6 protein-coding genes are annotated in these 13584 nt (G+C 67.1%); 4 read left to right on the forward strand and 2 right to left on the reverse strand.

All coding sequences use genetic code 11. From position 1 onward, the window contains the following. The first annotated feature begins 357 nt into the window (after nucleotides 1–357). The 3 genes from IM776_RS12310 to IM776_RS12320 all read left to right on the forward strand — a co-directional run bounded on the left by IM776_RS12310 (nucleotide 358) and on the right by IM776_RS12320 (nucleotide 4014). Nucleotides 358–1887 carry a sugar transferase gene (locus IM776_RS12310; RefSeq protein ID WP_194420381.1) on the forward strand — a complete coding sequence of 510 codons (1530 nt, stop codon included), beginning with the start codon at nucleotides 358–360 and terminating at the stop codon, nucleotides 1885–1887. A gap of 86 nt (nucleotides 1888–1973) precedes the next feature. Next, a complete protein-coding gene (locus IM776_RS12315) occupies nucleotides 1974–2417 on the forward strand; it encodes an FAD synthase family protein (RefSeq protein ID WP_194420382.1) in 444 nt (147 codons plus the stop codon). 373 nt (nucleotides 2418–2790) lie between these two features. Continuing rightward, nucleotides 2791–4014, forward strand: coding sequence for a glycosyltransferase (locus tag IM776_RS12320; protein WP_194420383.1), 1224 nt, complete (start codon nucleotides 2791–2793; stop codon nucleotides 4012–4014). Between the two features lie 21 nt (nucleotides 4015–4035). Here the strand turns inward: IM776_RS12320 and IM776_RS12325 are convergent, their stop codons facing one another. Together IM776_RS12325 and IM776_RS12330 are read right to left on the reverse strand one after the other, a co-directional pair. Beyond that, nucleotides 4036–5376 carry a phenylacetate--CoA ligase family protein gene (locus IM776_RS12325; protein WP_194420384.1) on the reverse strand — a complete coding sequence of 447 codons (1341 nt, stop codon included), beginning with the start codon at nucleotides 5374–5376 and terminating at the stop codon, nucleotides 4036–4038. Between the two features lie 47 nt (nucleotides 5377–5423). Beyond that, nucleotides 5424–12638: a CBM96 family carbohydrate-binding protein gene (locus IM776_RS12330; RefSeq protein WP_194420385.1), complete on the reverse strand. Its 7215-nt coding sequence runs from the start codon at nucleotides 12636–12638 to the stop codon at nucleotides 5424–5426. A 231-nt stretch (nucleotides 12639–12869) separates the two neighbouring features. Here IM776_RS12330 and IM776_RS12335 point away from each other — a divergent pair, with 231 nt between their 5' ends. Next, nucleotides 12870–13571, forward strand: a complete 702-nt coding sequence (locus IM776_RS12335) for a CDP-alcohol phosphatidyltransferase family protein (protein WP_194420386.1) — start codon at nucleotides 12870–12872, stop codon at nucleotides 13569–13571. Nucleotides 13572–13584 lie beyond the last annotated feature (13 nt).

Consider the following 13584-nt stretch of genomic DNA (forward strand, 5'->3'; position numbering starts at 1 on the left):
TCGGCTTCGTCCGCTCCTCCGCGCTCAATTGCCCCGCGAAGGGCCGCTCCATGGCCCGCGATGGGCGCTCGATGGCCCTTGGAACGGGCCACTCAACGAACATTCAGAAATCTGTCGCTTTTCTCTACCCATCACGTTCGGGTTCCGCTAGTGTGAGCGATATCCGAACTGCCTGGCAGTGAGCGTCGACTGGGAACGACGCGCACATCGTGATTTGGGATCACGGGTCAAGCGACATCACAAGGGGTTGTGATGACGGATGCCCCGCACGTATGGGACGTGCGGTACTGGGGATGAAACTGGGGAAGCAATGTCGCACTGGGGTATGCGTACATGCGCCGCTCGGGGTGTTCGGGCATGACGTCCGTAGAGAACGCTCTGAGCATTACGCGCGAGGAATCGGCCGTGATCTCGGCGACCGTTCCGCGCGTCCGGGTCGAGACGACCACGGCGTCAATGCCGCGCGTCTCGGCGACGCTGGAGCACCGTCTGCACTGGGAACGGGCGCACCGCGTCCACCTCGGTCTTACGGACGCTACCGTGATCGTGATCGCCATAGGCATCACGGCCGGCATCCAGCTTCATCTAGGTGAACCGCCCGCGAATGTCGCGACGCGAAGTGCCCTTCTCGCAGCTGCCTGGTTCGCCATGCTGCTCGTGATGCGCACTCACGACGCGGCACTTTTTCGTTCGAGCGCAGACGAGTACAGAGGCATCGTGCATGCCTCCGGCCTCGCCATCGGAATGATGGCGGTCGTTGCCGTTCTTCTCGACTGGGACTCGACGCGGCTCACCGTGCTCATCACCCTCCCCTCCGGCCTGCTCGGCCTGCTGATGAGTCGGTGGTCGTGGCGGCGTTGGCTGAGCAACCAACGCCGCCATGGCCGACTCACATCGCGCACCCTCGTGGTCGGCAACCGCGACGAAGTCGAGTATGTGGCCGCAGCTCTCGAGCCGATCGGCATGGCCGGTTATCAGGTGGTGGGCGCCACTCTGCTCGACGGAAACGCCCGTGAACTCGACCTCGGCGGCACGACGGTACCGGTACTGGGCAACCTCGAGACCGTCGCGCAGGTCGCGGCCGAACTCAAGGCCGACACGATCGTCGTCGCCGGTCATCCAGAGTGCGACCCGGACTTCGTCAAACGGCTCGGCTGGGAACTCGAAGGAACCGCCGCGGAGCTGGTGCTCTCGAATCGCCTCGCTGATGTCGCAGGGCCCAGGCTGTCATTCTCGCCAGTCGAGGGACTGCCGCTGATCAAGGTTCAGATACCGACCTACGAAGGTGGCCGGCACGTCCTCAAGCGCGCCCTCGACATCGTCGTGTCAGCTCTTGCGCTGATTCCGATCATCGCGGTGACACCGGTGCTCGCGCTGCTGATCAAATTGGATTCTCCCGGTCCCGTGTTCTTCTTCCAAGAACGCGTGGGCCGGGATGGGAAGCCCTTCCAGATGGTGAAGTTCCGGTCCATGCACGCGGATGCCGAGCAGAAGCTCGCCGCACTGCAGGCGGCGAATGAAGGGGCCGGACTGCTATTCAAGATGAAGGACGATCCACGCGTCACCCGCATCGGGAGGGTGCTGCGCAAGCTGTCACTCGACGAGCTGCCACAGTTCTGGAACGTCTTCGCCGGTGAGATGAGTGTCGTCGGACCTCGCCCGCCGCTGCCGAGCGAAGTCAGCGACTACGACGGCACTGTCTCGCGTCGTCTGTACATCAAGCCGGGCATCACCGGCCTCTGGCAGATCTCGGGCCGCAGCGACCTGAGCTGGGATGAGAGCATCCGCCTCGACCTGCGCTATGTGGAGAACTGGTCGGTCATCACCGACCTGCAGATCATGTGGCGCACGGCCAGGGTGATGGTCGCGCCGAAGGGGGCCTATTGATCATCGCTTCAACACGCTGAAGATCGCGCCATCGGGGCGCCGGCGGATGGGGATCCGCTGCGAGAGACAGAAGATCTGGGGAGTTCATGGGGACACGCATCGGGTATGCCGCGGGAGCGTTCGACCTGTTCCACGTAGGGCATCTGAACATTCTTCGCCATGCCCGAGAGCACTGCGATGTGCTGATCGCCGGCGTCGTGAGTGATGAGATGCTGCGGACCGTCAAGGGCATCGAACCGGTCGTTCCGGCCGCCGAGCGCGCCGAGATCGTACGCCACATCGACTTCGTCGACGATGTCTACATCGAGACGAGACCGGCGAAGACCGATGCATGGCGTGACGTGCATTTCACGCACTTCTTCAAGGGTGATGACTGGCGAGGCACCGAGAAGGGGATGCTCCTCGAGCAGGAGCTGGCACGGGTCGGCGTTGAAGTCGTCTATTTTCCGTACACCGCGCACACGTCGAGCACCGCCCTGCGGCGAGCTCTTGACGCGCTCAACACGCCCGGCACGGCGGTGGCGCGGTGAGACGCCTGTCAACCCGCGCACCGCTGAGGAGCCCGAGCGCATCATTCGGGCCAATTGAAGACTGCGGATGCCGTAGGGGACGCGCATCCGCTCCGTGATCTGGGGGTCACGGCAGGCAGCGCCGAGGGGTCGGCGTTGTCATCACGGTCGGCCGTTGACAACGGCCGACCTGGGGAAATGGGGAGATATGTCGCACTGGGGTTTGGACACATCGAAAATTCGTGGAGCTTCGCAATGACCTCTGCAGGGGGAGTCGCAAAGCAGATCTGCGGCGGCAGGAGAGGCACTGCCGCCGCACCACGAGCCCCGCGCGCGGTGCCCGACACTGTCGTGGTGCCGCGCGCAGCCCCGACACCGAGAGCGCGGTGAGGAAATGACGACCGCGTCGCCGGATCGCTCGGTACTCTTCGTGGGCGTCAACTATGCTCCCGAGCCGACCGGGATCAGTCCTTATACGACGGGCATGGCAGAAGGTCTCGCTCAGCGCGGACATCACGTCCGCGTGATCACGTCGTACCCGCACTACCCGTGGTGGCGGGTGCCTGACGATCACGCCACGCTGCCGCCGGACGGGGACGTCAATGGTGTGCGAGTCACGCGCATGCGGCACTACATCCCGCGGCACCCGAACAGCCTCCGCCGCGCCCGGTTCGAAGTGTCCTTCGGCCTGCGCGCGCTGTTCACCCGCTGGGGCAGGCCGAGCGTGATCGTCGTGGTCTCCCCCGCTCTGCTGGCGTCGCGGGTGGTCGTTTTGCGTGCGCGCCTTCAGCGCATCCCTGTCGTCACCTGGGTCCAGGACATCTACACGCTCGGCGTCGGACAGGCGTCCGACGGACGAGGAAGCCGTGCGATCGCGCGCGTCGAGCGCAGCCTCGCCGACGCCGCCGCGCGCGTCGTGGTGATCCACGATCGGTTCCGCGGCATGTTCCTCGACGGCGTGGGAACATCCACGCCGATCGATGTCGTGCGGAACTGGTCTCACGTGCCCGACGTAGGCGATTCGAATCGCGCCGCGACCCGTGCTCGCCTTGGATGGGCTGACGACGAGATCATCGTGCTGCACGCGGGGGCGATGGGGGCCAAGCAGGGGCTCGAGAACGTCGTGTACGCCGCACGGGAGGCCACCCGCCGCGGGTCACGAGTCCGGTTCGTGCTGCTCGGCGACGGCAACCAGCGGCAGCACCTGGAGTCTCTCGGAGACGACCCGAGTCTGCAGTTCGTGGACCCGCTGCCGGACGACGAGTTCTACGACGCGTTGGCAGCTGCAGATGTGCTCCTCGCGAACGAGCGGCCCGGTCTGACGGAGATGTCCGTGCCGAGCAAGCTCACCACGTACTTCGCAACCGGCCTTCCGGTCGTGGCCGCGGTCGACGCGTCCAGCACGACTCACGATGAGATCGTCGCGTCAGGTGCCGGACCGATCGTGCCCGCCGGAGACCCGGTTGCTCTTGTCGACGCGATCGAGACGCTGGCCGACCAGCCCGCGACCGCGGCCGAACATGGGGCCGCGGGGCGCGCGTACCGAGCCGCCCATCTGACACCGGATGCCGCCGTGGACGCATTCGAACGGACGCTGGCGAGTGCAGCCGGAGCCTGAAGCGCGATAGGTTGCTCGTCGCTAGCTGTTCGCGCTCTCCGGCTCAGGCAGGTGGCTGACGATCGACTTCTGCTTGCCGCGCACGTGCGGGATGACGTCGACGATCTCGGCGGCGACAGGCAGTGAGCCGTGGAACTCCTCGGAGAGGTCGGCGAGGGCGCCGGATAGGTCGTCGAGGGTGACATTCGACCCGCTGGGGACCACCTTCAGCACGAGGGAGAAGTCCTCCATCTGATGGATTTGGTACTGGCGAATCGCCGGATGCTTCGAGAAGGCTGAAGCAAAGCTGTAGATGCTCACCAGCCCCTGCCGCGTGCGGATCACATCGTTGCTCCGCCCCAGCAACGAGAGCAGCACGGGAAACGGACGTCCGCAGGCACACGGCTCCGGATCGATCACACCGACGTCCCCCAGCCGGTAGCGGAGCATCGGCTGCGCTCTGTTGAGCAGATCCGTCACGACGATCTCGCCAGGCTCTCCATCGGGCACGGCGCGCCCTGATTCATCGACCACCTCGAGCAGCTTATGGTCCGCCTGGATGTGCATACCGCGCCGACGCTCGCACTGTCCCGCGATCAGAGAGACTTCCGCCGCACGGTAGGTCTCATAGATCGGCGCACGGAGGATGCGTTCGACATCAGCCGCCTGCGCCCGTGTCAGGGGCGCGGCTGTGGACGAGATGGCGCGCAGCGGCGGCACCTGCCACCCGTTGCGCTCCACCGCCAGCGCGAACTCATGCAGGGAATGCGCGTAGCCCCACAGCATCCTGGGTCTGATCCGTCTGATGGCGTTGGCGAAATAACGCAGGTCGGCTTCGTCCATCGCGCCGGCGTCAACGTTCACCTTGCGGGTCGGCCACCAGAAGGCGGTGTTCGCGGCCTGCCGGATGCCTTTCCACGGCAGGCGTTCGACGCTCGCCGAGTTGTCCGACGGGTCCACACCCCACCACTCCATGAGACGCCAGGTGAGAGTCGCCGGACGCACCGAGAAATCCTTCAGCACCTTCAGCGGCAGACCTGTACTCCCGCCGGTGCGGGCGACCATCGTGCGCCGCACCCCGCTGTCCCTCGCAAGAATCTCGTCGTAGTGGTCGCGTAGGTCCTCCTTCTCGAGGACAGGGATCCGCTCGAACACAGCCGGATCCGTGAGATCCTCGGACAGCAACGCGCCGATCCGCTCGCGATACCACGGTGACTTCGCGGCGGCGTAGCGAGCGAGCTCGGCGGCATCCGCGCGCTGTCGCGTGAGGAGCTCCCCCCGGCTCGACCTGTCCGCCGCGCGAGAGAGGCTGAGAAAGGAGCGGTACGCGGCACCGCCCACGATTCCTACCTTGGCGTCGAATACCCTGCGTCGAAGACTCACGCGGACTCCGTTTCTCTCATGGCGATCTCTCCCCGCGATCACTGCTCTCACTGCGCCGGGGTGAAGGTGAGGACGAGGGTGGGGCGGTACGAGGTGTTGCTGGCCTCGGAGGACCACAACCGCACGTTGTCGGACCCGCTGCTGGAGAACCGCAGCGTCTGCTGAGTGCCCAGCGCACCGGCCAGCGCACCCGCCGACAGCGACGCCGCATACGCGGTGTTCGTCGCCGGTGTCGCGCCCAGAGAACCGAGCACCGCACCCTCCGACGTCGGACGGTTCGACCACGTCACACCCGACTCCGACCACGCGCCCGAGACCAGATGCACCACATGCAGATCCGCCGACGACGCCGTCGGATCCGTCGAGGTCCGCACCTGCAGCTCCGCTCCCGTCAGCACCATCCCCGCCGGAGCATCCGGCAGATCGAACGACAAGAACGACTGAACCGGCGACGTGCCACCCCGCGACGACAACTGCGTGTTCGCACCGTAGTTCGAGTTCGGCATCACCCCGAACACCATCGCATCATCCACCACAGGCACATCCACCGTCACCGGCTCTCCCGAGCCGACCACAGCACCAGACACCTCCGCAGACGCCGCACTGGCATTCCCGGCCGCATCCACAGCCACCACCCGGTAGAACCACGTCCCCACCGGACGACCCGCATCCGTGAACGACAACGCCGTCACATCAGCGACCTTCGACGCCTCCGACACCGCAAACCCGGCCGACGAACCACGGTGCACCTGGTAACCCACCACACCGACATCGTCCGTCGACGCCGACCACGACACCACCACACCCGAACCCACCACCGACGCCGCCACACCAGACGGCACCGACGGCGCCACCACATCCACCACCGGCTCAGAGCCCGGGGTGAAGGTGAGGACGAGGGTGGGGCGGTACGAGGTGTTGCTGGCCTCGGAGGACCACAACCGCACGTTGTCGGACCCGCTGCTGGAGAACCGCAGCGTCTGCTGAGTGCCCAGCGCACCGGCCAGCGCACCCGCCGACAGCGACGCCGCATACGCGGTGTTCGTCGCCGGTGTCGCGCCCAGAGAACCGAGCACCGCACCCTCCGACGTCGGACGGTTCGACCACGTCACACCCGACTCCGACCACGCGCCCGAGACCAGATGCACCACATGCAGATCCGCCGACGACGCCGTCGGATCCGTCGAGGTCCGCACCTGCAGCTCCGCTCCCGTCAGCACCATCCCCGCCGGAGCATCCGGCAGATCGAACGACAAGAACGACTGAACCGGCGACGTGCCACCCCGCGACGACAACTGCGTGTTCGCACCGTAGTTCGAGTTCGGCATCACCCCGAACACCATCGCATCATCCACCACAGGCACATCCACCATCACCGGCTCTCCCGAGCCGACCACAGCACCAGACACCTCCGCAGACGCCGCACTGGCATTCCCGGCCGCATCCACAGCCACCACCCGGTAGAACCACGTCCCCACCGGACGACCCGCATCCGTGAACGACAACGCCGTCACATCAGCGACCTTCGACGCCTCCGACACCGCAAACCCGGCCGACGAACCACGGTGCACCTGGTAACCCACCACACCGACATCGTCCGTCGACGCCGACCACGACACCACCACACCCGAACCCACCACCGACGCCGCCACACCAGACGGCACCGACGGCGCCACCACATCCACCACGGATGCCTGCGCGGCATCCGAGGCCGGACCGGTGTTGCCCGCGGCATCGATCGCGACGACCCGGTAGTACCAGGTTCCACTCGGTGCGGCATCCAGGTAGGACACGTCGGTCACCTGGGCGATCCTGTTCTCCGGTGAGACAACGAAGTCGGCGGAGGTACCGCGGAACACCCAGTACGCCGTGACGGCGACGTCGTCGCTGGCAGGCTGCCAGCCGACGGTCACCCCTGAGGCTCCGGGCAGCGCTGCGACCCCGGCCACGAGCGACGGCGCAGACGTGTCGGCGACGATCGCCTCGGCGGTATCCGACGGGAGGCTGACGTTGCCCGCACCGTCAACCGCCACCACCCGATAGAACCAGGTGCCGGCAGGGACGGATTCCTCGGTGGCGGTGAGCCCGGTGACCTCGTCCACCATGAGCTCTGCCGAGACCTCGAAGTCGGCCGTCGCTCCGCGGTACACGCGGTAGCCCGTGACGCCCACGTCATCGGTGGATGCCGCCCACGACACGTCTGCGGTGGCGCCGTTCACATCCACCGTGACATCGGCGGGCGCGGACGGACCCGACGCATCTGCGATGACCGCTTCGATCGCGGTCGACGGGACACTGACGTTACCCGCCGCATCGACGGCCGTGACTCGGTAGAACCAGTTTCCGGCAGGGCGACCGCCGTCAAGATAGGTCGTCTCCGTCACGGTGGCCAGCAGCGAACCGGCCGTCAGCGGGAAGTCAGCGCTCGAGCCGCGATGCACCTGATAGCCGGTGACCCCGACATCATCGCCTGCCGCGCTCCACGACAGCGACACATCCGTTGCATCGACAGCGGTGGCGAGATCGCCCGGCGTGGACGGAGCGGTGTCGTCGATGTCCAGCACCTCGACGGTCGCTTCGTTGGATGCCGCGCTCGCGTTGCCGGCGGCATCCACTGCGATGACCAGGTAGTGCCACGTTCCGGGTGCGAGACCGGAGTCGGTGAAGCTCGTCTCCGTGGCAGTGCCGACCCGAGTGTCCTCGGATGGGCTGAAGCCCGCTGTCGCACTACGGTGGACCTCGTACCCCGCCACGGCGACGTCATCCGAGGATGCCGACCAGCTGAGTTGCACGTCCTCCCCCGCCGCCGCGGCGGCGAGCCCGGCCGGCGCCGTCGGCGCCGTCGTGTCGGGGATGATGACCTCGGCGGACGCCGAAGGCGCACCGGCGTTTCCTGCGGCATCGACGGCGATCACGCGGTAGTACCACGGACCCGCTGTCGCACTCTCATCGGTGTACGTCGTGCCGGTCGCGTCAGCGATCTTCGTCGCCTCCGAAGCCGAGAAGTCCGCCGACTGCCCCCTATGCACCTGGTAGCCCGTCACCGCCACATCGTCGGTCGCGCCGCTCCAAGACAGATCGACCGATCCGTCCACGAGAAGAGCCGTCACCGCGGGCGCGGTGGGCCCGGTGACGTCGGGTACCGACACCTCCGCCGATTCGGACGCGAGGCTCGCGTTGCCGGTCGGGTCCACCGCGAGAACGCGATAGAACACCGTGCCCGCAGGGCGATCAGCGTCCGTGAACGAGACCGACGTGCTCTCACCGATCTTCGTGGCCGCAGACGTCTCGAATCCCGTGGCCGAGCCTCGATGGATCTCGTAGCGGTCGACGGCGACGTCGTCGCTCGCCGCGGCCCACGTCAGCGAGACGTCATTGCCGGCTGTCGTGGCGGTGAGGTCCACCGGCACGGTCGGCGCGGTCACGTCCGCGATCTCAGCGGATGCCACCTCGGACGGCGGGCTGGTGTTCCCTGTCGCGTCGAGAGCGACGATGCGGTAGTACCAGGTGCCCGGCGTGAGTCCGATGTCGGTGTAAGAGGTTGCGGTCACGCTCGCGATCTTGGCGTCATCGGTGACGGCGAAGTCCGGGCTCGATCCGCGGTAGACGTCGTATCCGGTGACTTCGAGGTCATCGTCGGACGCGGTCCAGGTGAGCGCGATCTCCGGGTCACCGCCCGTGATCGCTGTCACACCCGTAGGGGTGGTCGGAGCCGTCACGTCCGGAACGATGGCCTCCGCGGTCTGTGAGGCGTCGCTCGTGTTGCCGGCGGCATCCACCACCACGATCCGGTAGTACGCCGTCGCAGCGGGGCGGCCGGCGTCGAGATACGACGTCTCCGTGATGGTCGCGATCCGCGTGTCGGCCGACGGCTCGAAGTCATCGGTCTCGCCGCGGTGCACCTCGTAGGCGGTCACGGCGACGTCGTCCGTCGCCGCCGACCACGACAGCGCCACGGAGTTCTCGTCGACCACCGCGACGAGATCGTCGGGCGTGGTCGGCGCCGTCGTGTCGGGTACGTCGATCTCCACCGCATCGGATGGCGCACCGACCTTGTCGCCCGGCCCGACGGCCACGACACGGTAGTAGACCACGCCCGGTGCGACGGACTCGTCCGCGAAGGTGAGCTCTTCGCTGGTTCCGATCAGCGTGTCCTCCGTGACCGCGAAGTCGGCTTCGGTACCGCGGTAGATGCGATACTCCTGCACCCCGAACCCGCTGTCGGCGGCCTCCCACGTGAGCTCCACGCCGCCCGCCGCGGTGGCCGCGTTGACCGCCGCCGGCGCCGCCGGCACATCCGCACCCGTCACGCCCATCTCGTAATGCGAGGCAGCCTTCGCCACGGACATCGACTGTGCGTACACCGCGAACTCATCGATCACACCGTCGAAGTAGTTGCTCGATGGCTGGTTCGGCCAGCCGCCGACGTTCCCGCCTCCCAGGCGCCAGTAGCCGACGCCCGTCTCGGCACCCGTGACACCGCTCTGGGCGACCTGCTGGCCGTCGACGATCAGCTTGCGTCCCGAGCTGTCGATCACTGCGGCGACGTGGTGCCAGACCCCGTCATTATAGGAGTCGGCGGAGGTCACGACGGCTGCAGACCCGATCCAGGATCCCCAGACCAGGCGACCATCGTCGGTCATATAGAGGTGCTTGTCGTAGGCGGAGCCGTCGCCCGTGGGCGTGTTCTCGAAGCCGAAGATCTTGCCACCGGCATCCGTGGTCGTCTTGAACCACGCCTCGGCGGTGAACACGGAGCTGGGCGACAGCGACTGCGAGGTCGCGACCGTTCCCGAGGAATCTCCGGAGGTGCGCACAGCTGCGTTCTCCGGCAGCACGCCGGCGACTCCGCGCTCGGCGTCGGTTCCGTAGTCACCGGGACGGAGCGCGAACAGCGACGAGTCCTCTGCGGGGCCGCTCGTCTCGTCGAACCGCCAGTACAGCTCGGGGTCATCGTTGAAGACGGTCGCGCCGTACTGATCGGTCGGAACGGTGTTGGTTTCCAGCGTCCGTCCCGAGGCCTGGTAGAGCGCGGCGACGTCGACTCGGCCGATCGCCGTCGGATAGATCGCCACCTCGTCGATGAGGCCGGAGAAGAAGTTGCTCGAGGGGCGGCTGGGCCAGGAGCTCAACTGGTCGCCTCCTGCCCGCCAGATGCCCCAGTAGTCCTGCGCGTTCGTCACGCCGTTCGACGCCACGGGCACGCCGTCGACGTACAGCTTCATGCCGCTCGACCCCTGCGTTCCAACGAGATAGTGCCAGTCGCCGTCGTTGAGCCCGGTCTGCGATGAGAGCGTCACGGTCGAGCCGTTGTACACGCCGAAGAGCACCCGACCGTCGTTCGTCATATACAGGTGACGGTCGTAGCTCCCGCTCAGACGCGAGTCGTTCGTGCCCGTGTTCGGACGCCCGTTGCCGAAGCCGACGATCTTTCCGCCCCGGTTCGTGGTGGTCTTCACCCAAGCCGAAACAGTGTAGGTCGAAGGTCCAGGACGGAGGATCTCGCTTCGGATGTAGTCGTTGCTGCCGTCGAAGCTGTACGCCGTCGTGTTGGTCGCATCCGCGCTGTCGCCGAGCACCTGCGAGGCGCCGTCGGTGAGCAGGCCGTTGATGGCATCCGATCTCGTCGATCCTGCCGACTCATCGACCACCCACGAGCCGACAGCGGCGCCCGACCATGCCGCCTCCGGCTGAAGCGCGCGAACGACGCGCCCGTAGTCGTCGGCGGGGGCGACGGCACGAGCCGAGCTCGGCGCCGATTGCCCGGAGGTGTTCGTGCCGTCGGATGCTGTGACGCGATAGGTGTAGTTGGTTCCCGGAGTCACCGCCGAGTCGACGAAGCTGACCTGCGGGCGTTCCCACCACAGCGACTTGGCGGTGCCCTGCCAGATCGGCGCGGAGGCACCCGCCCGGTACACGCTGTAGGTGAGTCGGTCGTCGTCGGGATCCACGACCGTGCGGAAATGCACCTGGATGGTGCCGTCGCTCGTGGCCTCGGCGCTGACGACCGGCGTGGGCGGCGCACCCGTGTCATCGGGGCCGAAGCGGGTGAGCCCCTGCTGCTCGTGCCCGTTGATGCGCGTGAACTCGCCGCCGGACCACAGGTACTCCTTGCCCGTCGTCTTTCCGGTGACGACGGTCAGCCCGCGAGGACCGATCCCCTCGCCGTTGCCGTCGTTGCCCAGCGGCAGCCAGCCGAAGAACTCCATCGTCTCGGTGCTCTGTGCGCCGAAGTATCGGCGGATGCCGTCGGCAAAGGCGTTGATGCCGGCGCAGTCGTGGTGGTGGCTGGCCGAGTAGATCGTTCCTCCGCGGACGAGCAGATCCTGGACGGCACCGAGACACGTGTCCCGCCAGACCTGGTCACCCGTGTCCCACGAGAACGCGGCTTTGCCGTCGAAGACGCCGCCTCCGCTACCCTCGTTGCCGATGTAGAAACGTCCGTCACCGCCGTCGACGATGGTCTTCGTGACCGACGTGTCGGGGATGAACCCGGAGGCGTACGTACGGAGGACGTCTCCACCAGCGCCGTTCGGACCGCTCGCGCCGGAGACCATGGCGATCGAATGCGAGAAGACCCCGTTGATCTCGAACAAGTCACCGCCGACGACGACCTTCGCGCCGTCCGGCGACACTTCGACGGCCCTGGCCTGAGCCACGGAGGACGGCAGGTTGGTGCGGGTGCGGACCGCGTTGGCCGTCCAGTCCAGTAGAGCGCCGGAGGTCGCGTTGAACGCGGCGAACGCTCTGCGCTCCGCGGATCCGACGGAGTTGAACAGGCCGCCGGCGTAGAGACTGTTTCCGTGGACGGCCAGTGCCGTCACTGTGGAGCTGGGCAGCGGTGCGCGGAACGGCAGCACTGTGCAGGTCTCGATGTTCAGGGCCGCGATCCGAGCGACGTTCACGCCGCCGACGTTGGAGAAGTTGCCGCCGATGTACACCACCGACTCGTCCTCGCTCGCCTCCACCGCGCGCACCGTGGGCGTGCCGCCCGAGAGTCCCATGCTGAACTGGCACTGATCCGGCACCCCGGTCTCGCCATTGAGGATCACCAGCGCGTTCTGGGACAGCGGTGTACCGGGCTGTCCTGCGGGTGGTCTCACCTGCGAGAAGGTGCCGCCGGCGACGACCTTCCCGTTGGCTGCTCCGATCGCCCAGACGGTGCCGTTGGTCTGCCAGGTAGGCAGGTCTTCGGCGCTGAAGTCGACGCCCGACGACAACGCTGCTGCCGGTGTCGGTGGCTGCACTACGAGCAGACCCATGACCACTGCCGCGACCGCAAAGGCGGCCGTCAAGTTGCGTGCGCGCACAATTCCCCAGAGTGCTCAGTCGCCGCGGACGGCGTACTCCCCATTTGACCCGCAAACGTTGCGGGGAGACGCTCTCCCACAAGCATCTCGTCGTTAGACTCTCACGCAACATACACCCGAGGCAGTCGTCACCGCCACACCCAAGATCGAAGGTGTCCGATCGACACCACCGAGGAGCAGCCCATGTCGTTCACTGAGGCACTGCAGTCGCTGCGTCTGGCCCAGAAGTCCAGCAGGGGCGTGTCGCTCTACTCGCGCTGGCTGAATCGCCCGCTGGGCAGGGTGTTCGCCGCCGGCGCGGCGACCCTCGGCATCAGCCCCAACGTGGTGACGCTGTTATCTGCGCTCGCCACCGCCGCCGGACTGGTGCTGCTCGTGCTGGCGCCGGTCTCACTCGTGACCGGCATCGGTGTCGCCGCACTGCTGGTGATCGGATTCGCCCTGGACTCGGCGGACGGTCAGGTGGCCCGCCTCACGGGGGCGAGCTCTCCGGCTGGTGAGTGGCTGGACCACGTCGTCGACGCCGGGAAGATGGTCGCCGTGCACGCCGGCGTGCTCATCGCACTGTGGCGGCACGACGCCGAACCGGGCTGGCTCGCCGTCGCGCTCGCATATCAGTTCGTCTCGGTGGCGTTCTTCGCCGCGCTGACGCTCTTCCCGCTGCTGCGCCGTGGCGAGGCGACAGCTCCCGCAGCGGCGCCGTCGACGGTGCGAGCGGTGGCGCTCCTGCCCGCCGATTACGGCATCCTGGCACTCGCCTTCGTCCTGTGGGGAATGCCGTCGGCGTTCCTCGCCGTCTATACGGCGCTGTTCGCCGCGACGACGCTGATCGCGGCGGCGCTCAGCGTGAAGTGGTTCCGGCAGCTGTCGGCTTCACCGCGCTGAACTCCGCCTCGCC

This window comes from Microbacterium abyssi (genome assembly GCF_015277895.1).
Lineage (GTDB): Bacteria > Actinomycetota > Actinomycetes > Actinomycetales > Microbacteriaceae > Microbacterium > Microbacterium abyssi.

Excerpts from the sequence above, each read along its gene's own strand:
- IM776_RS12310 (WP_194420381.1), top strand. The coding sequence starts at position 358 with ATGACGTCCGTAGAGAACGCTCTGAGCATTACGCGCGAGGAATCGGCC.
- IM776_RS12315 (WP_194420382.1), top strand. The coding sequence starts at position 1,974 with ATGGGGACACGCATCGGGTATGCCGCGGGAGCGTTCGACCTGTTCCAC.
- IM776_RS12320 (WP_194420383.1), top strand. The coding sequence starts at position 2,791 with ATGACGACCGCGTCGCCGGATCGCTCGGTACTCTTCGTGGGCGTCAAC.
- IM776_RS12330 (WP_194420385.1), bottom strand. The coding sequence starts at position 12,638 with ATGGGTCTGCTCGTAGTGCAGCCACCGACACCGGCAGCAGCGTTGTCG.
- IM776_RS12335 (WP_194420386.1), top strand. The coding sequence starts at position 12,870 with ATGTCGTTCACTGAGGCACTGCAGTCGCTGCGTCTGGCCCAGAAGTCC.